A 23,477-nucleotide genomic window follows, 5' to 3' on the forward strand; every position below is an offset into this window, starting at 1 on the left:
GGCCTTTTGATCAGCTCAGTCGAACTGGAAAAACCTTAGAGTGCGCTGACCTTCTTGGAGATCGCAGACTTGCGGTTTGCAGCGTTGTTCTTGTGAATAACGCCCTTGCTGACAGCCTTGTCCAGCTTGCGGCTGGCAGCAACAAGTGCAGTTCCAGCAGCATCCTTGTCGGCAGACTCAACGGCGGTGTTGACGGCGCGGATGGCCGTCTTCAGCTCGGACTTGACTGCGTTGTTACGCAGGCGAGCCTTTTCGTTGGTGAGGATGCGCTTCTTCTGGGACTTGATATTAGCCACGTATGAACTCTCTTTTTAATGCGGAAATGGTCTAGAGGGTTTTCAGGTTGGCCATCGACTGAGCGGCGTGGGGATGCCTATGGCAGCCAACCATGCATGGCCGTCGACCTGCACGGACACACAGCTATAAAGGATAGCAGAAACTCAGGGCCCGCGCAGTCCTGGGCATTCAGCGCGGCTAGCGCCGCGTTTGGAGGGCTCGGGCGACGTCGTGAAACTGCACCTCTCCCAGCACGGCACCTTCACGCCGAATAGCCCTGGGATCAAGCCGGATGACGCGCCCCACGTTTATTTCGCTCGGCCTTCCTTGTCGATCCCAGGAGCCGGTTCCAATGTCAACGTAGTCGTCCGCGCGCGCGCCGTTGTCGTGGTCCTTGGATGTCAGCATGAGGCCCAAGAGCCACTCACGGTCCCGGCCCACCAGAAGTACAGGCCGGTCCTTGCCTTGCGTGTGGTCCTCTTCATAGGGGACCCAGCTCCAGACAATCTCGCCAGGATCAGGTTTGCCGTCGGGCTTTGGGGAGTAGTTGGCCTTGACCGGGCCGCTGAAGTCGCCGGGGTAGGAGTCGGGTTGATGTACGACGGCGGTTCGCCGCGTTCTTTGCCCGGTTGCGCCTGACGTGGTGGCCGTCTTGGTGCCGCCTCCGAGAACTTTGAGGGATCGCAGGAGAAGTTTGCCCAAGAGGCGCAAGTCGAAAGCCATGTGACAACGCTACAGCCGGCTGCTGCGAATGCGGGGCATGCAATGTACGGCGAAGCGCCGGTTCATGGGAGACTAGAGGATCAGATGCGCGGCGTATTCCGGCTGGCCTATGCCTAGTTGCAGGAATTACCGCGCGAGTGTCGACAGTAAGGATCCTGCGTGTCTCCCATGGCCCGCACCGCACCGGTGCCCGCCGCAACAGATCCGGCCATCATCCGGAACTTCTGCATCATTGCCCACATCGACCACGGTAAATCAACCTTGGCCGACCGCATGCTGCAGTACACCGGCGTCGTTAAGCAACGCGACATGAAGGCCCAGTATCTGGACCGTATGGATATCGAACGTGAGCGCGGCATCACCATCAAGTCACAGGCAGTTCGCATGCCGTGGGAACTTGATGGCAACAGCTATGCGTTGAACATGATCGATACTCCTGGCCACGTCGACTTCACTTATGAAGTCTCCCGCTCCCTGGCCGCCTGTGAAGGTGCCGTACTGCTGGTCGATGCTGCGCAAGGCATCGAGGCCCAGACCTTGGCCAACCTGTACTTGGCGATGGAGAACAACCTCACCATCATTCCTGTGCTGAACAAGATCGACCTCCCGGCCGCGCAGCCCGAGAAATACGCGGCAGAACTGGCCAATCTCATTGGCGGCGACCCCGAGGATGTCCTCAAGGTCTCGGGCAAGACCGGTGTTGGCGTGGAAGCGTTGCTGGACAAGATTGTCCGGGATCTGCCTGCCCCCGTCGGTGATCCGAACGCTCCTGCCAGGGCCATGATCTTTGACTCGGTCTACGACACCTACCGCGGCGTCGTTACATATGTCCGGGTGGTTGACGGCATGTTGCACCCCCGCGAACGCATCCAGATGATGTCCACCCGGGCAACCCACGAGCTTCTGGAAATTGGTGTCAGCTCCCCGGAGCCCACGCCGTCCAAGGGCTTGGGCGTTGGTGAGGTGGGTTACCTGATCACCGGCGTGAAGGACGTCCGCCAGTCCAAGGTTGGCGATACTGTCACCAACCTGGCCAAGCCGGCATCGGAGTCGCTCAGCGGTTACGCCGATGCCAAGCCGATGGTCTTCTCCGGTCTCTACCCCCTGGATGGAACGGATTACCCGGTACTCCGTGACGCCCTCGAAAAGTTGATGCTCAACGACGCTGCACTGGTGTACGAGCCCGAGACGTCCGCAGCGCTGGGCTTCGGTTTCCGCGTCGGGTTCCTTGGGTTGCTTCACCTCGAGATCACGCGTGAGCGCCTCGAACGTGAGTACAACCTGGACCTCATCTCCACCGCTCCCAACGTGGAGTACGAGGTCACCCTGGAGGACAAGAAGGTCATCCACGTCACCAACCCCAGCGAGTACCCCACGGGCAAGATTTCCGAGGTCCGCGAACCGATGGTATCTGCCACCATCCTGGCGCCCAATGAGTTCGTGGGTTCCATCATGGAACTCTGCCAGAGCCGTCGTGGCCAGATGCGGGGCATGGATTACCTTTCCGAAGACCGCGTGGAGCTCCGTTACTGGATCCCGCTGGCCGAGATTGTGTTCGATTTCTTCGACCTCCTGAAGTCCAAAACCCGCGGCTATGCCTCGCTGGATTGGAAGGCCGACGGCGAGCAAGTGGCCGACCTTGTCAAGGTAGACATCCTGCTCCAAGGTGAACAAGTGGATGCGTTCAGCGCCATCACGCACCGTGACAAGGCCTACGCCTACGGGGTAATGATGACGGGAAAGCTCCGCGAGCTTATTCCCAGGCAGCAATTCGAGGTGCCCATCCAGGCCGCCATCGGATCCCGCATCATCGCCCGTGAGAGCATCCGGGCCATCCGCAAAGACGTTCTTGCCAAGTGCTACGGCGGTGACATCACCCGTAAGCGCAAACTGCTGGAGAAGCAGAAGGAAGGCAAGAAGCGCATGAAGATGGTGGGCCGCGTTGAGGTGCCCCAGGAGGCATTCATCGCAGCCCTGACCACTGACGAGTCCAAGGACAAGGCCAAGAAGTAAATGCCCAGCGTCCTACCTTTGGGCGATCCGGCACCTGCGGATGGGATACTTCCCCCGCAGGTGCTGGCCGGCGTCGAGCACCGTAAGTTCGGGCTCTACGTCCATATCCCGTTTTGCGCCGTTCGCTGCGGCTACTGTGATTTCAACACCTATACGGCCACCGAGCTAGGTGGTGGAGCCTCACAGGATGCCTACGCAACTACGGCTGTCTCTGAGCTCGATTTCGCGTCTATGGCACTGGACGCCTCCGGTTTGCCCCGACGCCCCCTCAGCACCGTTTTCTTTGGCGGCGGTACGCCCACCCTGCTCCCCGCGGAAGACCTTGCAAAGATCCTGCGCGCCGCCGTGGACCAATGGGGACTCGAACCCGGCGCTGAGGTGACAACTGAGGCCAATCCCGATTCCGTGACCCCCGAATCCCTGAAGGTGCTGGCTGATGCCGGCTTCACCAGGGTCTCCTTCGGCATGCAATCTGCCGTCCCGCACGTCCTGAAGGTACTGGACCGCACCCATACGCCGAGCCGCGTGCCACTGGTGGTGCAGTGGGCGCGTGAAGCAGGGCTCTCTGTGAGCTTGGACCTCATCTACGGTACGCCGGGGGAGTCCATGACGGATTGGCAGTTGTCTCTTGAGACTGCGCTGTCCTACCAACCTGATCACATCAGCGCTTACGCACTGATCGTCGAAGACGGGACCAAGTTGGCGGCCCAGATCCGGCGCGGCGAAGTGCCCGGAATTGACGACGACGACCACGCCGCCAAATACGAGTTGGCCGACAAATTGATCTCCCAAGCTGGCTTGAGCTGGTATGAGGTCAGCAACTGGTCCAAGACCCCGGACCAAGCGTGCCGCCACAACCTCGCCTATTGGCGAGGGGATGACTGGTGGGGAATCGGACCCGGAGCGCACTCCCACGTGGGAGGTGTGCGATGGTGGAACGTCAAGCACCCCACCGCCTATGCGGGACGGTTGGGTGCGGGAAGCTCGCCGGCTGCCGGGCGGGAAACCCTCGACGCCGAAACCCGCGAAGTTGAGCGGATCATGCTTGAAGCACGGCTGGGTACGGGGTTGGCGGTGGATGCTTTGGATGCGATCGGACGGCAAGCGATGGCCGGGCTGATAGCTGACGAATTGGTTGATCCCGTGCAGGCATTCAAGGGTCGCCTGATCCTCACGCTGAAGGGTCGGCTCTTGGCTGACGCTGTAGTCCGAAGGATTCTTCCCGACTAACCCCGCTGGCAGCTAACCGGCTGCCCGCTAATCGCACCTGCCGCCTTCAAAGGGGCGGAGCGTAACTACTTGATCCAGCGCAGGTTGATTTTGTAGCGGTGCGGCTGGCCGTGGTTCACCCGGATTCCCGCAGAGACGGAGAAGCAGGTCAGGGCCACCCAGATAGCGGTAGCTATGACGGCAAAGATGTTACCCACCACGGGCAACAGCACCAGGATGTTGGCCAGCACTGCGGCGATGGTAGGCGGCAGCGTGAAGTTCAGGGCTTCTTTTGATTCCTGCGCGGTGAACGGTCCGCGATCCCGGAAAATCAAGTAGATCAGAAGGGACGGCAGGCACCCAAGAATGCCCCCAAAATGGGCCAAGGTAGCCCATTGCCGGTCCTCGCTGGCCGTCAACGGGAGTGCGTTGGCAGGCGCGCCATGGTACTGGGGCCGGCCTGCGGCGCTGCCCGGTTCTTCAGGAGCGTTATCTGCCACGGTGTCTTCCCTTTGCTGTAAAGATGCTGCGGTGTTGCTGTCCCAGAATACCGGCCCCGGTGGCGTTCCCGGGACCAAAGCCCTGGTGACACGGTAGTTGCTGGTCCTTCACTGACCTTGCTTCAAGGAACTGTCAGGAAATCAATGACTTCCTCCACACGACCGAGCAGCGATGCCTCGAGGTCGGCATAGGTGCTAACAGCCCCGAGTAGCCGCTGCCAGCCCAAGCCTATGTCCTCCGCGGTCTCGTGAGGCCAGCCAAAGGCGCTGAGGATGCCGGTCTTCCAATCGACGCCGCGGGGTATGGCGGGCCAGGCGTCAATTCCAAGGACTTTGGGACGGATGGCCTGCCACACGTCCACATAGGGGTGACCGACGATCAAAACGTTTCCTGCCGCCCCAGGCACCTTCATGGCCTCGGCGGCGATGCTCGACTCTTTGGAGCCAGGGACGAGGTGGTCCACAAGGATGCCGAGGCGGCGTCCCGAGCCTGGATTGAAAGACGCGATGGCGGACTTCAAGTCGTCAACACCGTGCAAGGGTTCGACGACGATACCTTCCACTCTGAGATCGTCACCCCAGACTTTCTCGACGAGTTCGGCGTCGTGTTTTCCTTCCACCCAGATGCGGCTGGCCCTGGCTACTTGGGCACGCTGGCCCTGTACCTTCACCGAACCCGAGGCCGTTCGTCCGGCCTGCGCGGGCGCCGCCGTTTGCCGGAGAGCCGGGGGCATCAAGCGGATGGGCTGCCCCTCAAGCAGGAAGCCGAACCCGAGCTGGAAGGACTTTGTCTTCCCCCGCCTGTCCTCCAGGGACACGATGTGCATGCCGCCGGTCTTTTCGACCCGCGTGACCTCGCCCACCCAACCAGACTGGACGTCCTCGAGGACCATCCCGCGTTGAACGGGTACCTCGGGCAGTTGTCGTTTGGCAGGAGCTGCCAGATCCTGCGGACCCCACGTGTCGAAAGCCAAGGAATGCCTACCTTTTGCTGGGTTGATTGATGCCGGCCATGGGCAGTTTCAATGCTAGCAACGGGGTGGCTCATACTAGACTAGTTAGCACTTGGGCATGTTGAGTGCTAAGTGCGGTGATCCTGAGGGATCCCGCGGTGACCGGTCGCAGCGACCATGGCAGGCGTCAGGAGGTGGAGCAATGAGCGAACCACGCAAGTTGGAAGTACTGCGTGCCATCGTTGAAGACTACGTGCATTCCAGGGAGCCTGTCGGGTCCAAGGCCCTGGTCGAGCGCCACCACCTTGGTGTTTCAAGCGCCACCATCAGGAACGACATGGCGGTCCTGGAAGAAGAGGGCCTGATTGCAGCGCCCCATACCAGTGCAGGCCGCATTCCCACGGACAAGGGCTATCGCCTTTTCGTGGACCGCATCTCCCAGGTCAAGCCGCTCTCGGCCGCCGAACGGAGAGCCATCCATTCCTTGCTTGAAGGCCCTGACGACGTCGATGACATCCTGGAGCGCACGGTGAGGCTCTTGTCGCAGCTGACCAACCAGGTCGCCGTCGTGCAGTATCCACACTCGAACCGTGCCTTGGTGCGCCATGTGGAGTTTGTTCTCCTGGCCCCCAAACAGGTGCTGGTAGTCCTGATTGCGGACACGGGTAGCGTCGGGCAGAAAGTTATCGATGCCGGCTCGGACGTAAGTAACGAGGCCCTGATGCTGCTGAGGTCCCGCTTCCTGGGCAGTATCGCCGCCACACAACTGGCTTTGTTGCCGCAAGTACTTCCCTCGGTAGTTGCCCTGTGCCCGCCGGAACTCCGCAATCTGGCCCAGACGTTGGCTCAAGGACTCCAATCCCTCAGCGACACCAGCCGCGAGGAGCGCATCCTGATGGCGGGAACGGCTAACCTCGCCCGCTCCAACGTGGACTTCCCCTTGAGTATCGGTCCGGTCCTCGAAGCACTCGAGGAACAAGTTGTCATGCTCCGGTTGTTGTCCGACATGGGGGATGATCCCCGAGGCGTCACAGTGAGCATTGGACGTGAGAATCCCTATGACGGCTTGGCTGAGGCCTCCGTCGTGGCAACGGGCTACGGCTCCGGTGCCAAAGTTGGGATTCTCGGTCCGACACGCATGGACTATCCCACCACCATGGCAGCCGTTCGCGCCGTGGCCCGTTACCTTTCCCGCATTCTCGGCGGCTGAACACCCGTCCGAGGAAACATCCGCAGTACGACAAGGAAGAGATACCGACTTTGAGCAGCCACTATGACGTTTTGGGAGTCTCGCCGGAAGCCACCGGGGAAGAGATCAAAAAGGCGTACCGCAAGTTGGCGCGGAAACTGCACCCTGACGTAAACCCCGGTGAAGATGTCGCGGAACAGTTCAAGGCCGTAACCCACGCTTACGAGGTGTTGTCCGACCCCCAGAAGCGCCGCGTCTACGATGCCACCGGCAACGAGAACGGCACTGACAACGGTTTCGGCGGCGGCTATTCCGGCCAGGGTTTCGCGTTCCAGGACATTTTCGACACCTTCTTCGGTGGAGGCGGTGGCCAGGGCGGCCCGGCTTCCCGGGTCCGTCGCGGCCAGGACGCGCTCATCAGCGTCCGCATCGACTTGAAGGACGCCGTGTTTGGTATCAACAAGAAGCTCGAAGTGGACACCGCGGTAATCTGCCCCACCTGTGATGGCAGCTGCTGCCGCCCGGGCACTCACCCGGAACGCTGCGACATTTGCGGTGGCAGCGGCCAGGTTCAGCGTGCGGTCCGGTCCATCCTGGGCCAGGTCATGACCACCGCCCCTTGCGGATCCTGCGAAGGCTTCGGCACGGTCATCAAGGACCCCTGCAACGAGTGCAATGGACAGGGCCGCATCCGCAGCCGTCGTTCCCTCACCATCAAAGTCCCGGCAGGTGTCGCAACCGGTACCCGCATCCAGTTGTCCGGACAGGGTGAAGCAGGGCCCGCGGGTGGTCCGGCCGGCGATCTTTATGTAGAGATCCGGGTCAACAACGATTCCATGTTCATGCGTGAAGGCGACGACCTTCATGCCACGTTGAGCGTGCCCATGACGGCGGCAGCACTTGGCACAGAGCTGCAGCTGGATACCTTCGACGGCGCCCAGGACATCGACGTGAAGGCCGGCACACAGTCGGGTGAAGTCATTACCCTCCGCGGTCTTGGCGTCACCCATCTGCGAGGTTACGGCCGCGGCGACCTCAAGGTGCACCTGCACGTAGAAACTCCCAGCAAGCTGGACCCGGCGCAGGAAGAACTCCTGCAGCAGCTCGCCAAGCTGCGCGGTGAGCAGTTCACCGAAGGAAAGCTTGTGGCCAGCGGCGGCATGTTCGCGAAGCTGCGGGACAAGCTGGGTAATCTCTAACCGTGAGCAATCCCGTTTTCTTCACTGACGCGGGTAGCCTCGGCCAGGTGATCCCCGGTTCCACCTTCGTACTTGAGGGTCCTGAAGCCCGGCATGCTGTCACGGTCAAGCGACTTTCTGCAGGCGAGCCGGTGGATATTGCCGATGGTGCAGGGGTGCGCCTGATAGGCACCGTGGTCGACGCCGGATCAGGCACCTTGACCGTGATGGCGTCCGACGTGCTCCTCGAGCACCAGCCGGACGTGCGGATGGTGCTGGTCCAGGCACTGGCAAAAGGTGACCGCGATGAGCTCGCTATCGAGACTGCTACGGAACTCGGAATAGATGCCGTCATTCCTTGGCAGTCCGAACGCGCCATCGTGCGTTGGAAGGGCGAAAGGTCTGCCAAAGCGCACGCGAAGTGGCAGTCGGTGGTCACTGCGGCAGCCAAGCAGGCGCGGCGTGCCTGGATTCCTGAAGTGCGGTCCATCGTGGATACCGCCGCTCTGGCGAAGGCTGTCGCGGGCGCTGACTTGGCCATCATCCTGCATGAAGACGCAAAGAATCCCCTGCGGACCGTCCTTGAAGGGTGGGAGGCGTTGCCTTATGCGGCTGCAGGGACGCCGCGCGAGGTCTTATTGATCGTTGGGCCAGAGGGCGGAATTTCACCGCGTGAAGTAACTCGGCTCAGTGATGCCGGGGCCGTAACGGCCTTGCTGGGTCACCACGTCCTGCGGTCGTCGACGGCGGGTCCTGCCGCCGTCGTTCTTGCCAGTGACATCCTGGGCCGCTGGTAACAGGCCTCTGCCGGCGGATGGCGCCGCTAGCTATCCGACGTTGAACAGGCGGGTATCCGTGCTCGTTTCGATGGTTGCTCCGGCTTCGTCGACTTGAGAAACGCGCAATTCATACTTGCCGGTCTTCAACGTGACGTTGAAAGTGAAAAGTCCGTACTGCCCCTGCTCACCGGTTGCCTTGGCCTGGCCCGTGAGCAGGCTGGTCTTTTCGCCCTTGCCGTTTTCTTGGAGAATCTGCCAGCTGATGGGCCTTGAGCTGTCGGTGCTGCGGCCATTGAATTTCACCACACCTGCCGGCAAGGATGTTTCCTCTTGGGGATCAATAATCCACAGCGGCGCCACCAAAGAAGCATTCCGTTCCATGGGCTGGCCGAGCTGCACCTGCCCGAATGCCATGTAGTCCTTGTGTCCGTCAACCAGAATCACCACTTGAATCTGCTGGCCCGAGTTGATGAGTCCCGAGGACGAGGCTGCTGCGGTAGCTGTATAGACCAACTGCTGAACTGCGCGTTGCGCCATCCCGGCGTCGAGGTTTGAGTTGAAGGCGTCCCGCGAAATATCAACGGTAATTATGTTCTTGCCCGAGATGGACGTCGCGAGACTTCCGGGCTCCTGCCAGGGCGTGAAGAAGTCGTGGTCCAGCGGCTTTTCAGCCATCATTATCCGAAGCGCTGTGGTCACGGGGTTTTCGTCGCTCGAAATGTCTCTGAACTCACGGTAGAGGTAAACCTCTTCCTTGCTGCGCCCGATCCAGTACACCGGAATCTTGGTGGAAGCCTGCGTAGTCTCCAGCGGGGCGTGGCTGGCCGGGGCGTCCTGAACGGTGACCGGAGGCGAACTCATGCTGGCTTGGCTACCACCGCCGTTGGCGATGCAACCGGTCAGCAAAAGGACAGCAAGCATCGCTGGGATGGCGACAACGGACTTCGTCCGACTGCGCGTGCCATTGACGATACTTACCGGCTTCGTAATGGGATTCCTGCCTTACTGTGTCTTTCGGCGGGCGCATCAGCAACGCCGCGCCACAGGGTGTTCATGCCACCCGCTATGCCAGCTTGGCACATCGTCGACGGCGGTCGGACGGGATTCGGCTGACCGGAGCCAACTGAAACATGATTGATACCGGCTCGATGCCGAGTTGAGACAAAATGTAGGACACGGCAGGCGGGCCCTTAAGTTGCCCTCAGTTGAGGTTCATCACAGGCCGGGCTGGCGTAGGATTGAAGACATTCCGGCATCCGGGCGGGCTCCTTTCAGCGGCGCGAATGTCGATTTGATGGCATTAGTACGACCAACCGGAGGAGAAAAGGCCTTAGGCCAGCACTATGAGTGAATCTTTGAACGGGCGGCTCAGGACCGGAAACGGCAACCCGCCGCCCACCGAGTTCCCGCACACACTACCGGGTACGCGCACGGAAGTTGTCACGTTCGACAATTCCGACCAGATGGTTCACTCGTTGGGCAGCCACGACGAAGCCCTGCGATACATCGAGGAACAGTTCCAGGACGTCAATTTCCACGTTCGCGGCAACGAACTCTCCATGACCGGACCTTCCACAGTGATTCCACGCATTATGCGTCTGTTGGAGGAAGTGCGCGGGCTTGTCGCCAAGGGGACCGTTGTCACTCCCGACATCCTTCAGCAGCTCGTGTCGCTGTTGAGGGCACAGTCCGTGCAGAATCCGGCAGATGTCCTGACGCACAACATTCTGTCCAGCAGGGGTAAGACCATACGGCCCAAGACGCTGAACCAGAAGAACTACGTCGACGCCATTGATGACAACACCGTGATTTTCGGAATCGGTCCTGCAGGTACCGGCAAGACCTACCTGGCAATGGCCAAAGCAGTGCAGGCCCTGCAGACAAAAGAAGTCAGCCGGATCATCCTGACCCGGCCCGCTGTGGAAGCGGGGGAGAGGCTGGGCTTTCTCCCCGGCACTCTCAGCGACAAGATCGACCCCTACCTTCGCCCGCTGTATGACGCGTTGCACGACATGATGGATCCCGAATCCATTCCCCGATTGATGGCAGCGGGGACCATCGAGGTCGCTCCCTTGGCCTATATGCGTGGACGCACGCTGAATGACGCCTTCATCATCCTTGACGAAGCACAAAACACGACTCCGGAGCAGATGAAGATGTTCCTGACCCGCCTGGGTTTTGGATCGAAAATGGTGGTCACCGGCGACGTCACGCAGATAGACCTTCCTTCTGGCTCAACGTCGGGCCTGCGGATCGTTCGGGAAATCCTCAAGGGAATCGATGACGTCAATTTCTCCATCCTGGAGGCTGCTGACGTGGTACGGCACCGGCTGGTTGCCGACATCGTCTCCGCCTACAGCACCTGGGACGACGCGCAACGCAGCGATGGAGCCGAAACAAAGTACACACGTGGAGAACGTAAATGAGCATTGAAGTAAACAACGAGTCCGGCGTAGCAGTGGACGAAGCACAGCTGGTGACGTTGTCACGCTTCATCTTTGAGCGGCTCTACATTCACCCGCAGGCCGAACTCTCCATTCTCCTTGTTGATGAACCGGCCATGGAGAAGTTGCACGTCGAACTCATGGACGAGCCCGGGGCTACAGATGTTTTGTCCGTTCCCATGGACGAACTGACGCCGGGCACTCCGGACAAGCCCACGCCGCAAGGCATGCTGGGCGATATCGCGATTTGTCCCCAGGTGGCAGAGGTGCAAGCACGGAACGCCGGGCATGCTACCCAGGATGAGATGCTGCTCCTGACGACCCATGGAATTCTCCACCTGCTTGGTTTTGACCATGCCGAGCCGGAGGAAAAAGAAGAGATGTTCGGTTTGCAGCGGGAACTGCTGTCTGAATTCCTGGGCAAGGATGCCCCCACGGAGACCATGCAGTGACCTGGATCATCCTGGTCGGCATGGCGCTGGTTTTCCTCAGCTTTGTTGCACTGCTGACCGCAGCCGAGGCTGCGTTCAACTTCCTGCCGCGGCATGAGGCCGAACAATCAATAGTGCGAAGCAAGGGTAAAGCGCTGGGGGGCATTCTCAAGAACCCGATCGCTCACATGCGCGCACTTCGTTTCTGGCGTGTGTGGTTCGAAATGGCGGCGGCGGTTGCCGTTGCCGTCGTCCTGCACAGTCTGCTGGACAACGTATGGCTCGCGGGGCTTGCTGCGACCGGCATCATGGCTGTGATCGGCTTCGTGCTGGTGGGTGTTTCGCCCCGGCAGTTGGGTAGGGCACACTCCGGACCTGTCGTTCGCTTTACTGCACCGCTAATCAGGTTCCTATGCTGGATACTGGGGCCCATCCCAGGCTGGCTGGTCGCCTTGGGGCAGGCTGTGGCGCCCGGCGCCCCGAGTGGGGACGACGCCTTCGTCAGCGAAGAAGAGTTCCGCGAATTCGTGGATCGTGCCGCGGAATCGGACATGATCGAAGACAACGAGGCCGAACTCATTCATTCGGTCTTCGATTTCGGTGACACCCTGGTGCGTTCGGTGATGGTTCCCCGCACGGACATTGTCAGCATTGGCACGGGCGCGGACCTCCAGACGGCTATGGGCCTTTTTCTCCGGTCGGGGTATTCAAGGATTCCGGTCATCGGTGAGAACACGGATCAGATCCGTGGAATTCTCTATCTCAAAGACGTGGCTGCGGCCATGCATCGCAGCGAATCCGGATTACAAGCCCATGACGTTGACTCTCTTGCGCGGGACGCTCGTTACGTCCCGGAGTCCAAGCCGGTGAGCGATCTACTCAAAGAGCTTCAGAAGGAATCCACGCACGTAGCGATCGTCATCGACGAGTATGGAGGCACCGCCGGGCTGGTCACCCTTGAGGACCTCATCGAGGAGATCGTTGGCGAGATTGTCGATGAATACGACGCCGCAGCCGAGGAGGCTGTTGACCTCGGGGATGGCACGTACCGCGTGAGCGCCCGGATGAGCATCGATGACCTGGGCGAACTCTTCGACATCGATCTCGACGACGACGAAGTGGATACGGTCGGCGGTTTGCTGGCAAAAGCCCTTGGTCAGGTTCCCATCGTTGGGAGCTCCGTTGAAGTGAACGGCATATCACTCCGGGCAGATAGGCTGGAGGGTCGCCGAAACAGGGTCAGCCACATCATTGCGGCAGCCATGCCAAAGGAAGACACTGACTTTGAAGACCTACTCGATGACGCCGACTCAACGCAACAGGGAGTTCCACGTGAGCAAGCAAAATAAGAAATTCGATTCCGATGCCGATTTCGGAGGCTTCCACGCTGGCTTTTCGGTGCTCGTGGGCCGCCCCAACGCAGGGAAGTCGACCCTGACCAATGCCTTGGTTGGCCAGAAAGTGGCCATCACCTCGGCTAAGCCGCAGACTACACGGCACACCATCCGCGGAATCGTCCACCGCGATGATGCGCAACTGATCCTCGTGGACACCCCGGGCCTTCACCGTCCACGTACTCTTTTGGGGAAGCGTCTGAACGAACTCGTGGCGGACACCCTCGCGGAGGTCGACGCAATCGGTTTCTGCTTGCCGGCAAACGAAAAAATCGGTCCGGGCGACAAATACATTGCGGCGCAACTGGCCGCCGTCGGACGCAAGCCCATCGTGGCCTTGGTGACTAAAACCGACTTGGTGGACCGTCAGGCGCTGACGGAACAGTTGCTCGCGGTTGCCGCATTGGGACGCGACGTTCTTGGTGAGCAGGGCTGGGCTGACATTGTGCCTGTTTCTGCAGCCGATGGTTTCCAGGTCTCCACTGTGGCAGACGTCTTGATCAGCCATATGCCGTCGTCGCCGCCGCTTTATCCCGACGGCGAGCTGACTGACGAGCCTGAGGCCGTCATGATTGCGGAGCTCATTCGCGAAGCGGCCCTTGAGGGTGTCCGCGACGAGCTTCCGCACTCACTCGCAGTCGTAGTGGAGGAAATCGTTCCCCGCGAAGGCCGGACCGAGGACAACCCGCTGTTGGACGTTCGAGTGAACCTCTATGTCGAGCGCCCGTCTCAGAAGGCCATCATCATCGGCAAGGGGGGAAGCCGGTTGCGTGAGGTGGGAACCAATGCCCGGAAGGGTATTGAAACGCTGCTGGGCACCAGGATCTACCTTGATCTCCACGTTAAAGTTGCCAAGGATTGGCAGCGTGATCCCAAGCAGTTGGTCAAACTCGGGTTCTAATTAGCATCACTGGATCCGGCGTGGCTTCGGGTCCGATAAGGAACTTCCCAGAAACCGCAACTATGATTGCGGGGATCCAGCTGTTTGATGAAAGGTAAACCAAATAGTGCGACGTCGTGACGCCCGCCCGCAGGGCACCGGCACCGCTGGCCCCACCGGGGCACGCCATGGAGAGGATGCCGATGGCACCCCTCGCCATATGAAGGCACCCAAAGGCCTGCCACTCTGGTTGAAGATTGTTACCGGAGTGGTCTCTGTAGCGCTTGTGGCCGGCGTTGCCTTTGCGGCTTTTTGGTTCATTCGGCTTCAAACCAATATCACCAAGGCGCCCCTGAGCGCAGGGGAAACACGCAATGCGGGGGACCCGCTGGTCGACGACAAGACGGATCGCCTGCAGATCCTGATCCTCGGTTCCGATACCCGCGACGGGAAAAACGCCGAATACGGTAGCACTGATGACTCCACAGGCTATGGACGTTCCGATGTCATGATGCTGCTGGATATCTCCGCAGACAACAAACGCGTAAACGTCTTGAGTTTCCCGCGGGATCTGTTGGTTGACGTGCCGCAGTGCACCGATCGCACCAATAACCAGACGTTCCCCGCGCGCAGCGGGGTAATGATCAATGAGGCTATGGCTGAGGCCGGAATCGGTTGCGCGGTGGACACCGTGAACAAGTTGACGGGCTTGGAAGTTGACCATTTTATGATGGCCGACTTCAATGCGGTCAAGGAGCTTTCCCGTGCTGTGGGCGGCGTGAACGTCTGTGTCAGTGATCCGGTGTTTGACCCGGATTCCCGGCTTCGCTTGGCCAAGGGAGATTCCCTTGTGGAAGGCGAACAGGCTTTGGCATTTCTCCGTACCCGGCATGCCTTTGGTGACGGAGGTGACCTCGGTCGCATCAAGGGGCAGCAAGCGTTCCTCTCGTCCCTCACCAGAAAGCTCAAAGACGAGGGAACTCTGGGGAACCCGCAAAGATTGCTGCAGATCGCGGATGTGGTCACGCGGAACCTGACCGTGGACGAGGGCTTGGCGTCAGTTCCCTCGCTGTTGACCATTGGTGGGCGGCTCAAGGATATTGACGTTTCGAAGGTGGCATTTGTGGCTGTCCCAACGCAGCAGGCCTCGGCTGACCTCAATAGATTGGAACTCGTGGAGCCGCAAGCATCTCAGTTGTTCGCGGCACTTCGCGCGGACCTCGACCTCACAAATCCTGGCGCGACGTCCACGCCAGCTCCCAGCGAAAGCCCTGCCCCACAGCCCACGGCTACCACTCCTGCTCCACCTGCCTACGACAAAGCGATCCAGCCGGTGGCCATTGCCAACGGCAGCGGTGTTGCCACCCGGGCACAGGAGCTCATGACCGTGCTCACTGGCAACGGATTTACCCAAGCGGTGTCCTACTTGGCTAATCCGGTGGATCAGACGGTTCTCTACTACGGACCTGGCTTTGCGGACGTGGCTACCGACGTAGCTACTTTGTTCGGCATCCCTGCCGCGCAGATTCAGGAAGCCCCGGGCGTAGCGGGAGTGCAGCTCTACGTGGGTACGGACTTCGGCACCGGAACCGCTTATGGTGCAGCGTCTGTACCGTCTGACGTGGTCAACCAAACGGCCAAAGATTCCGTTTGCCAACAGATAAATCCCCTGTACATAGATCAGCAGTAGTTCCCTGCTTAGGGGGCGCGTACAGCAACGGCCGGCCGTTGGAGAACTGGCCGGCCGTTGCATTTTTAGTACTACCAGATGCTGACGCGCTCCCTTGGTTCCATCCACATGCCGTCGTCCTCGGTCACACCGAACGCTTCGTGGAAGGCGTCGAGGTTCCGGGCTATGGCATTGGTCCGGAACTCATTGGGGGAGTGGGGGTCAGTGGCCAGTCTCCGGATCGCTTCCTCGGTCCGGATCACCTGGCGCCAGCCTGCAGCCCACGACATGAAGAACCGTTGGAACCCCGTGAAGCCGTCAAGGACCTCGGGCTCGGCTCCGTTCAGGCTCAGGAGATAGGCCTTGTACGCAATCGTTAGCCCCCCGAGGTCGCCGATGTTCTCGCCCAGGGTCAGCTTGCCGTTGACCTTATGATCGGGTGCCGCGTAGGGGGACAAGGCATCGTACTGGGCCACCAACTTCGCCGTTAGGGCTTCAAAGGCCGTACGGTCATCTTCCGTCCACCAATTGCGTAGCGCTCCACTGCCATCAAATTGGGACCCTTGGTCATCGAAACCGTGGCCTATCTCGTGACCAATCACCGCGCCAATTCCGCCATAGTTCACAGCGTCGTCCGCGTCCGCGGTGAAGAAAGGAGGCTGAAGGATTGCCGCGGGGAAGACGATCTCGTTGAGCATTGGATGGTAGTAAGCATTGACCGTCTGCGGCGTCATGAGCCACTTTGTCAGATCCACCGGCTTCCCTATCTCATCCAAATGTCTGTCCACATCCGCATCATGGGCACGCTCCACATTCCCGAGGAGATCGGCCGCGTCAATTTCCACTGCTGAGTAATCGATCCACTTGTCCGGGAAACCAATCTTTGGGCGGAAGGCGTCCAGCTTCTTCAGCGCCTCTTTCTTGGTCTCCTCGCCCATCCACCCAAGAGTCGAGATGCTTTCTCGATAAGCTTCGATCAGGTTTGCGACCAGTGTCTCCATCCTTGCCTTGTGTCCGGCAGGGAAGTGCCGATCAACGTAGAACTGGCCGACTGCTTCGCCCAGGGCTGCTTCGACAACAGCCACTCCGCGCTTCCACCGCTCCTTGTTCTGCGGCGTACCGCTGAGTGTGGTGCCGTAGAAGCCGAAGTTGGTGGAAACGAACGCGGACGAAAGGTAGGGGGCGGCTGAGCTGAGGACCCGCAGTGTCAGCCACTCCTTCCAGGTTTCAAGGGGCTCGGATTCCAGCAAGGCTGCCGCACCTGCAAAGAAGTCCGGCGTGCTCACCACAATTTCATGTCGCTTCGCTGGTTCAACCCTTGCCGCCTGGAACCAGGTGTCCAGCAGGGGGAAGAGTTCCGCCGCTTCAGCTGCGGTCTTGAGGTTGTAGGTCTTCCTGGGATCCCGCAGAGTGACGTTGTCCCAGTGGTGTGCTGCCAACGCGGTTTCGAGTCTGACGATACGGCGGGAGGCTGCCGGTGCGTCCGGGACACCCGCGAGGTTGAACAACTTGGCAATGTAGTCGCCGTAGGCCGCGACAATGCTCGCGAATTTTTCTTCCCGGTAGTAGGACTCGTCCGGCAAACCCAGGCCACCCTGTCCGACATAGAGCACGATGCGTTCCGGGTTGCCTGCGTCCGGTGCAGGGTAGATGGAGAAAAGTCCGGAAACGTCCCGCCGGAACAGCCGTCCAATCAGGGCTGACAGTTCCTGTGGAGAACCCACCGCGCGGACCTCATCGAGACGGCCCCGCACGGGGTCCATTCCCTTTGCTTCAATGGCTTCTTCGTCCATGAAGCTGGCGTAAAGACCGCCAACTTTCCGTTCGACGCCGGTCGCCGACTCTCCTTTGGCGGCCGCTTCTTCGATAATCGCCTTGACGGCCAGTTCCGCGCCATCCCGCAAAGCGGTGAAGGTACCTTCAAGTGGCCTGTCGTCCGGAATCGTTGTGCTGTTGAGCCACGCGCCGTTGACGTGCTGATAGAGATCGTCCTGGGGCCGGACGCTGGGATCGATGTTTGAAAGAGATATCCCCGACTGTGGCACTGTGGCTCCTTGTGTGGACACTGCAGTCGGCGTTACCACCGTCGCGGCGTCTGCATAGTCGACGTTGCATGAGGTGTTGCACTGTCATCATACGCATCGTGTTAGTGTGATTTTGTGCGTACGGCGATGCTTCTTCTTAGCTGCCGCGGCGAGGCCTGAAAGCTATTTGACGCTGGGCCATCCTCGCCGCGGAGTTCCGTTGTGTCCGGCTAAGCTTTCACTTAGTTCTTAGAGAAAAGGCCACACGTCATGCGAAATGCACAAAAGCCCTCCGGTATGCCGATTCACCGCTATCTGCCGTTCCAGCACCAGATCTCTGTCGAGGTCCCGGACCGCACCTGGCCGGATAAGGTCATCACCAAGGCTCCCCGTTGGTGCGCAGTTGACCTGAGGGATGGTAACCAGGCGCTCATCGATCCCATGAGCCCTGCACGCAAGCTGAAGATGTTCCAGCTGCTTGTCAAAATGGGCTATAAGGAGATCGAGGTCGGATTCCCTTCGGCATCGCAGACCGACTTCGACTTCGTGCGCCAACTCATTGAGGGCGGTCACATTCCGGACGACGTCAGCATCCAGGTTCTGACGCAGGCACGTGAACATCTGATTGAACGGACCTACGAATCCCTGGTGGGCGCCAAGCAGGCAATCGTGCACCTGTATAACTCCACATCCGTTTTGCAGCGCCGCGTCGTCTTCAACCAGGACGAAGACGGCATCCTGGATATTGCGTTGCAGGGTGCGCGCCTGTGCAAGAAGTATGAAGAGACACTGACCGATACGCACATCACCTATGAATACTCGCCGGAGTCATTTACCGGAACCGAACTCGAGTATGCCGCCCGCGTTTGCAACGCCATTGCTGATGTCTTTGAGGCCTCGGCTGACAAGCAGGTCATCATTAACCTGCCGGCCACCGTGGAAATGGCAACACCCAACGTCTACGCGGACTCCATCGAGTGGATGCACCGGAACCTGCACCCTCGCGAGGGAATCATCATCTCCCTGCACCCGCACAATGATCGTGGCACGGGTGTGGCTGCTGCTGAGCTCGGTTACCTGGCGGGCGCCGACCGCATCGAGGGCTGCTTGTTCGGCAACGGCGAACGTACCGGCAATGTCGACCTGGTTACCTTGGGCCTGAACATGTTCGTGCAGGGTGTGGACCCCATGATCGACTTCTCTGATATTGATGAAATCCGCCGCACTGTGGAGTACTGCAACCAGTTGCCTGTCCCGGAGCGTTCGCCCTACGGTGGGGATCTCGTCTTTACCGCCTTCTCGGGTTCGCACCAGGACGCCATCAAGAAGGGCTTCGAGGCGCTTGAGAAAGACGCTGCTGCCGCCGGCAAGTCGGTCGACGACTTCACCTGGCAGGTTCCGTACCTGCCCATCGATCCCAAGGACCTCGGCCGCAGTTATGAGGCCGTCATCCGGGTCAATTCGCAGTCGGGCAAGGGCGGTGTGGCCTACCTGCTGAAGAATGAGCACAATCTGGACCTGCCCCGCCGTGCTCAGATTGAATTCTCCGGAGTCATCCAGCGGCGGACCGATGCCGTGGGCGGCGAGGTCAGTGGCGCCCAACTGTGGCAGATCTTCCAGGACGAGTACTTGCCCTCTGACGAGGAGCAGGCCCAGTGGGGTCGTTACGGGCTGGGCAGCGTGAGCACCGAGACCGACGAATCCGGGGCCATGACCATGAACGCGAACCTGCGGATCGACGGCGTCGAGGTCCGCCGCACTGGCCACGGCAATGGACCCATTGCAGCCCTGCTGGATATCCTCCACCACGACGGCGTTGACGTGCGGGTGCTCGATTACAGCGAGCACGCCCTGTCCGAAGGCGGAAGTGCCAGTGCTGCGGCTTACGTTGAATGTGCCGTGGGGGAGCGCGTTCTGTGGGGTGTGGGAATCGACCCCAGCACCACCACGTCCTCCCTCAAGGCCCTGATTTCTGCGGTCAATCGGGCCGTCAGGGACGCCCAGGCCTAAGAATATGCCGTGTGGTGACGGGAAATACCGTCACCACACGGTCCGGCGGACACTACCGGACCGAGGCATAGTGCGAAGATTAGTTGTGGCCAATCCGTCTTTTGCAGCACGATCCTATCGGGACGATGCCGTGGTGCTTCGTACCCACAAGCTGGGCGAGGCGGATCGAATCATCACTCTACTGACCAAGCACCATGGCCAGGTCCGGGCTGTTGCCAAGGGCGTCCGCAGGACCAGCAGCCGCTTCGGGGCTCGCCTGGAGCCCTTTATGGTGGCGGACCTGCAACTGGTCTCCGGCCGGACATTGGACATCGTGACCCAGGCCGTGGCGAAGGGCGCGTACGGAAGTAGCATCGCGGCCGACTACGGGCGGTTCACCGTTGCTGCGGCCATGACGGAAACTGCCGAGAAGCTCACGGATGCTGACACAGAGTCAGGAACCGCCCAATACAATCTGCTGGTTGGTGCGTTGGCCGCCCTCAGCCGTTCGGACCACCCACCTGAACTCATTTTGGATTCGTATTTGTTGCGGGCGCTGGCCACCGGGGGCTGGGCGCCCAGCTTTACCGCGTGTGCGCGGTGTGGCCGTCCCGGTCCCCATACAGCGTTCGCAGCCCCCGTGGGCGGCATGGTGTGCGACGACTGCAGGCCCCCGGGCTCTCCGGCTCCGGCCCCGGAGACGGTGGTGTTGCTCGGCGCCTTGCTGACAGGTAACTGGAGCGTAGCCGATACTTCAGATCCGCGGCACCGGCGGGAAGCTGCAGGCCTGGTAGCAAGCTTCCTGCAATGGCACCTTGAACGGGCCCTGAAATCACTCAAACATGTGGAGCGAAGCTAACAGTGGCACTTGGAAAAAAGAGTAAAACAACAACGGCAAGGACCGTACCCGTGGTTGCCCCCTACGGACACCCTTCCGGGGCGGTGCCGCCGAGTATTCCAAGTGAGCTCATTCCGCAGCACGTGGCGATTGTCATGGATGGCAACGGGCGTTGGGCTAACCAGCGTGGACTCCCGCGGATAGAGGGCCACAAGGCAGGTGAGCCGGCCCTCTTGGACGTCATGGCCGGAGCCATCGAACTCGGGATCAAGTACGTCAGCGTGTACGCGTTCTCCACTGAGAACTGGCGCCGGTCACCGGAAGAAGTTCGGTTCCTCATGGGATTTAACAAGGACGTACTACGACGCCAGCGCAATCAGCTCGATGAGTGGGGTGTCCGTATCCGCTGGGCGGGTCGACGGCCACGCCTATGGGGATCGGTCATCAAGGAACTCGAAGAGGCAGAAGACTACACGCGCGCCAATGACACCTGCACGTTAACCATGTGTGTTAATTACGGCGGCCGTGCGGAGATTGCCGACGCCGTTTCCGCCATCGCGCACGACGTCGCCGCTGGGCGGCTAAAGCCGGGGTCGGTGTCGGAAAAGACCATCCAGAAGTATTTGGACGAGCCGGACCTTCCCGATGTGGATCTCTTTCTCCGCAGTTCTGGAGAGCAGAGGCTTTCCAATTTCCTGCTGTGGCAGTCGGCCTACGCGGAGTTCGTCTTCATGGACACGTTATGGCCGGACGTGGACCGGCGGACCCTTTGGGACGCCGTCGAGATTTATGCCAAACGCGATCGACGCTATGGAGGCGCAGTGGATGCGGCCGCGGCTGTTAAGTAGCGCATACCAGTTAAATCAGTAGGGGTAGGCCGCCAGCCATACGGCGACGTCACGGTAAGCCTGTTGGCGGACGGTGCGCCGCGAGAGAAAGACGTCGTGCAAGGCACCTGGATAGCGGAATACGGCAGTTCGCCGGCCAAGGCCAAGCGCCCGGCGCGACGTTTCCTCAACGTCAATGACGGCATCGGCTCTCATGAGGTCCGCGGTCCATTCGGCCTGAATCCTGGTCCGTCCCGAAAGTAGGATCAACACGGGGGCATCGATGTTGAGCTTGCGTTCTACCGCAGCGTGGCCTGCAAGAACTGCTTTGGTCCATCCGGCCCGGATGGGAAATGAGGCCCGCGGACGCCACACCGGGTCCAACATCCACTCACCATGTGCCTCATTGCTGACGCTTTCCCAGTACGCAGGCATTTCCGGGAATCTGAAAGGCCGCTTGGGATCGGTCCGGGCGAAGGGTTCCACCAAGTGCATGGCAATACTTCGGACAAGGCTGCTTCCCTGGAGCTCCAGCCACGGCGAATTCAGGACCAAGGTACCCACGCGGCCGGGATTGCGGTCGGCCCACAGTGCCGCGATCAAACCGCCCAGGGAATGGGCGAGCACATGGATAGTCGGCGGTGTGGAGTCCTTGGTCCTCAAGGCCACATCCTTTTCGATTTCACGAATGGCAGCGGCAAGGTCTTCGTCGTAAACGCCAAGATCGGATGTGTAGCCCGGCGTCTGGCCCGGCAACAGGCTGCGGCCGAATTTCCGCAGGTCAAGGGCATAGAAGTGAAATGCCGATGCCGTCAGGTACTCTGCCAGTTCGGTCTGAAGGAAGTAGTCCGCCCATCCGTGTAAGTAAAGTACTACCCTCGGTGCACCGCCTGGATCAGGCAGGGCGGGCCGGCGTTTTCGTTTGGTAAATGATGCCAGGAAATCCAGGACCCCTTGCTGGGATGGATGAGCCATCGGTGGTGCATGCTTGACGAGGGTCGCTTTGACCGGGCCCTCTTCGTCGGCTTTCAGGGGCAGGTCGATGCACTCGTAGCCGTGGCCCAGGACATCGGGCTTCCACAGCGGAACTGACTCCCGAGTAATGGTCATATGTCCCTTTCCCGCCGATGCTCCGGCTTGTCGTTGTTCATAAATCCGTTGACCCACCGGGCAAGCCGTGCATAGGCATCCTTCCTTACTGCGGGGGCTGAAAGGAAGACGTCGTGGAGGGCTCCGTCGATGCGTTCCAGGGTAACTGTCCGTCCCAGGGCCATGGCACGCAGGGCGATTACGCCGACGTCCAGCACGGCATCCGAACGGCGCATCGATTCCTGCCACACCATGCCATTGGCGCTGGTAGTCGACGTCAGCACAAGCACCGGCATCTCCAGTTTCAAGCCGCGGGCCACTTGGGAATGGCCTGCGAACACAGCACTCAACCAGCCGGCCCGGACTGGAAAAGCGAGGGGAGGCCTGTAAGTCTCATCCAGGGCCCATTCCCCTTCCGCGGTGCTGCTGATGCTCCGGAAGTAGAAGCCCCGCTCGGGCAATCTCAAGACTGTCTCAGGGCGGATCCTTGCGATGGGGGATACCATGGCTTGCGCGGCGCGCCGCACCAGTGAGCTACCGTGCATTTCGAGCCATGGACTGTCGAGAATAAGGTACTGGACGTCGTTAGGATGGCGGCTTGCCCACAACGCTGCCACCAGCCCGCCTGTTGAATGGCCCATCAAGGTCAGGCTCCCCACAGAGGATGCCGCGCGATCGCTATGAATGATTTCGATGGCTTTTTCAATTTCGGCATCGTAGTCGGACAGGTTGGCGACGTAACCGCCCGGCATGTCGGCCTGAAGGCTCCGACCGTGGTTGTGCATGTCAAGGGCATAGAAATCGTAGCCTTGCCTGGCCCAGAAGCCGGCCAGCTCTGTATTGAAGAAGTAGTCACTCCAACCGTGCAGGAAAAGTACGGCACCGTGGCGTTTCGGCGGTGACTCGCCGTCGTCGTTGGACCGGCGCCCGGGTTCGACCCCGTGCCGTATCAAGGTGGCGTGCCGGACCACGCCATCCGGGCCTGTGGCATCCAGGCCGCAGGATTGGAAGTCGGTTCCCAGGATGTCAGCCGTCCACTCCATGGCTTTAGCTTAGCCTCGATCCACCGGTC

At 60.4% G+C, this 23,477-nt stretch carries 21 protein-coding genes; 13 read left to right on the forward strand and 8 right to left on the reverse strand.

Translation table 11 applies throughout. From position 1 onward, the window contains the following. Positions 1–35 precede the first annotated feature (35 nt). Together rpsT and ACLRGI_RS21650 are read right to left on the reverse strand one after the other, a co-directional pair. The gene (gene rpsT, locus ACLRGI_RS21645) at positions 36–296 is read right to left on the reverse strand and encodes a 30S ribosomal protein S20 (protein ID WP_419203515.1); all 261 of its coding nucleotides are present in this window, start codon (positions 294–296) and stop codon (positions 36–38) included. 178 nt (positions 297–474) lie between these two features. Further along, complete coding sequence (locus tag ACLRGI_RS21650; RefSeq protein ID WP_419203516.1) at positions 475–999, reverse strand: type II toxin-antitoxin system PemK/MazF family toxin; 525 nt, start codon at positions 997–999, stop codon at positions 475–477. 159 nt (positions 1,000–1,158) lie between these two features. Between ACLRGI_RS21650 and lepA the strand changes: the two genes are divergently transcribed. Together lepA and hemW are read left to right on the forward strand one after the other, a co-directional pair. Then, positions 1,159–3,012, forward strand: coding sequence for a translation elongation factor 4 (gene lepA / locus ACLRGI_RS21655; RefSeq protein ID WP_011774924.1), 1,854 nt, complete (start codon positions 1,159–1,161; stop codon positions 3,010–3,012). Beyond that, positions 3,013–4,242 (forward strand): radical SAM family heme chaperone HemW, encoded by a 1,230-nt coding sequence (gene hemW / locus ACLRGI_RS21660; RefSeq protein ID WP_419203517.1) that lies wholly within the window; start codon positions 3,013–3,015, stop codon positions 4,240–4,242. A gap of 65 nt (positions 4,243–4,307) precedes the next feature. Here the strand turns inward: hemW and ACLRGI_RS21665 are convergent, their stop codons facing one another. Then, positions 4,308–4,721 carry a DUF4870 domain-containing protein gene (locus ACLRGI_RS21665; RefSeq protein ID WP_419203518.1) on the reverse strand — a complete coding sequence of 138 codons (414 nt, stop codon included), beginning with the start codon at positions 4,719–4,721 and terminating at the stop codon, positions 4,308–4,310. A gap of 122 nt (positions 4,722–4,843) precedes the next feature. Next, the gene (locus tag ACLRGI_RS21670; protein WP_419203519.1) at positions 4,844–5,695 is read right to left on the reverse strand and encodes a DUF3097 domain-containing protein; all 852 of its coding nucleotides are present in this window, start codon (positions 5,693–5,695) and stop codon (positions 4,844–4,846) included. A 181-nt stretch (positions 5,696–5,876) separates the two neighbouring features. On the opposite strand from ACLRGI_RS21670, the gene hrcA reads away from it, so the two are divergent. From hrcA to ACLRGI_RS21685, 3 genes are read left to right on the forward strand one after another with little or no spacing between them, the layout of a single operon-like run. After that, positions 5,877–6,884 carry a heat-inducible transcriptional repressor HrcA gene (gene hrcA, locus ACLRGI_RS21675; protein ID WP_419203520.1) on the forward strand — a complete coding sequence of 336 codons (1,008 nt, stop codon included), beginning with the start codon at positions 5,877–5,879 and terminating at the stop codon, positions 6,882–6,884. A gap of 50 nt (positions 6,885–6,934) precedes the next feature. Then, positions 6,935–8,062 (forward strand): molecular chaperone DnaJ, encoded by a 1,128-nt coding sequence (gene dnaJ, locus ACLRGI_RS21680; protein WP_419203521.1) that lies wholly within the window; start codon positions 6,935–6,937, stop codon positions 8,060–8,062. A 2-nt stretch (positions 8,063–8,064) separates the two neighbouring features. Next, positions 8,065–8,838: a 16S rRNA (uracil(1498)-N(3))-methyltransferase gene (locus ACLRGI_RS21685; RefSeq protein WP_419203522.1), complete on the forward strand. Its 774-nt coding sequence runs from the start codon at positions 8,065–8,067 to the stop codon at positions 8,836–8,838. Positions 8,839–8,868: 30 nt separating this feature from the next. On the opposite strand, the gene ACLRGI_RS21690 is transcribed toward ACLRGI_RS21685, so the two are convergent. Continuing rightward, positions 8,869–9,741: a GerMN domain-containing protein gene (locus ACLRGI_RS21690; RefSeq protein WP_419203523.1), complete on the reverse strand. Its 873-nt coding sequence runs from the start codon at positions 9,739–9,741 to the stop codon at positions 8,869–8,871. Positions 9,742–10,163: 422 nt separating this feature from the next. On the opposite strand from ACLRGI_RS21690, the gene ACLRGI_RS21695 reads away from it, so the two are divergent. The 5 genes from ACLRGI_RS21695 to ACLRGI_RS21715 all read left to right on the forward strand — a co-directional run bounded on the left by ACLRGI_RS21695 (position 10,164) and on the right by ACLRGI_RS21715 (position 15,659). Continuing rightward, a complete protein-coding gene (locus tag ACLRGI_RS21695; protein ID WP_419203524.1) occupies positions 10,164–11,246 on the forward strand; it encodes a PhoH family protein in 1,083 nt (360 codons plus the stop codon). Beyond that, positions 11,243–11,716: an rRNA maturation RNase YbeY gene (ybeY, locus tag ACLRGI_RS21700; protein WP_419203525.1), complete on the forward strand. Its 474-nt coding sequence runs from the start codon at positions 11,243–11,245 to the stop codon at positions 11,714–11,716. The genes ACLRGI_RS21695 and ybeY overlap by 4 nt, the downstream gene beginning before the upstream one ends. Continuing rightward, the gene (locus ACLRGI_RS21705) at positions 11,713–13,044 is read left to right on the forward strand and encodes a hemolysin family protein (RefSeq protein ID WP_419203526.1); all 1,332 of its coding nucleotides are present in this window, start codon (positions 11,713–11,715) and stop codon (positions 13,042–13,044) included. The genes ybeY and ACLRGI_RS21705 overlap by 4 nt, the downstream gene beginning before the upstream one ends. Beyond that, positions 12,995–13,990 (forward strand): GTPase Era, encoded by a 996-nt coding sequence (era, locus tag ACLRGI_RS21710; protein WP_419203527.1) that lies wholly within the window; start codon positions 12,995–12,997, stop codon positions 13,988–13,990. Before ACLRGI_RS21705 ends, era begins: the two co-directional genes overlap by 50 nt. Positions 13,991–14,096: 106 nt before the next feature. Then, the gene (locus ACLRGI_RS21715) at positions 14,097–15,659 is read left to right on the forward strand and encodes an LCP family protein (protein ID WP_419203528.1); all 1,563 of its coding nucleotides are present in this window, start codon (positions 14,097–14,099) and stop codon (positions 15,657–15,659) included. A gap of 71 nt (positions 15,660–15,730) precedes the next feature. Here the strand turns inward: ACLRGI_RS21715 and ACLRGI_RS21720 are convergent, their stop codons facing one another. After that, positions 15,731–17,683, reverse strand: a complete 1,953-nt coding sequence (locus ACLRGI_RS21720) for a M13 family metallopeptidase (protein WP_419203529.1) — start codon at positions 17,681–17,683, stop codon at positions 15,731–15,733. 249 nt (positions 17,684–17,932) lie between these two features. On the opposite strand from ACLRGI_RS21720, the gene leuA reads away from it, so the two are divergent. The 3 genes from leuA to ACLRGI_RS21735 all read left to right on the forward strand — a co-directional run bounded on the left by leuA (position 17,933) and on the right by ACLRGI_RS21735 (position 21,337). Then, entirely contained in the window at positions 17,933–19,672 is a 1,740-nt protein-coding gene (leuA, locus tag ACLRGI_RS21725; protein ID WP_419203530.1) for a 2-isopropylmalate synthase, read from the forward strand. Between the two features lie 85 nt (positions 19,673–19,757). After that, a complete protein-coding gene (gene recO / locus ACLRGI_RS21730; protein ID WP_419203531.1) occupies positions 19,758–20,510 on the forward strand; it encodes a DNA repair protein RecO in 753 nt (250 codons plus the stop codon). Between the two features lie 2 nt (positions 20,511–20,512). Beyond that, positions 20,513–21,337 (forward strand): isoprenyl transferase, encoded by an 825-nt coding sequence (locus ACLRGI_RS21735; RefSeq protein ID WP_419203532.1) that lies wholly within the window; start codon positions 20,513–20,515, stop codon positions 21,335–21,337. Between the two features lie 15 nt (positions 21,338–21,352). Here ACLRGI_RS21735 and ACLRGI_RS21740 read toward each other — a convergent pair whose 3' ends face one another. Both ACLRGI_RS21740 and ACLRGI_RS21745 read right to left on the reverse strand, forming a co-directional pair. Further along, complete coding sequence (locus tag ACLRGI_RS21740; protein WP_419203533.1) at positions 21,353–22,426, reverse strand: alpha/beta hydrolase; 1,074 nt, start codon at positions 22,424–22,426, stop codon at positions 21,353–21,355. Next, positions 22,423–23,448: an alpha/beta hydrolase gene (locus tag ACLRGI_RS21745; RefSeq protein WP_419203534.1), complete on the reverse strand. Its 1,026-nt coding sequence runs from the start codon at positions 23,446–23,448 to the stop codon at positions 22,423–22,425. The genes ACLRGI_RS21740 and ACLRGI_RS21745 overlap by 4 nt, the downstream gene beginning before the upstream one ends. Positions 23,449–23,477: the final 29 nt, after the last annotated feature.

It is taken from the genome of Paenarthrobacter sp. PPS72 (genome assembly GCF_048537125.1).
Classification (GTDB): domain Bacteria; phylum Actinomycetota; class Actinomycetes; order Actinomycetales; family Micrococcaceae; genus Arthrobacter; species Arthrobacter nitroguajacolicus_E.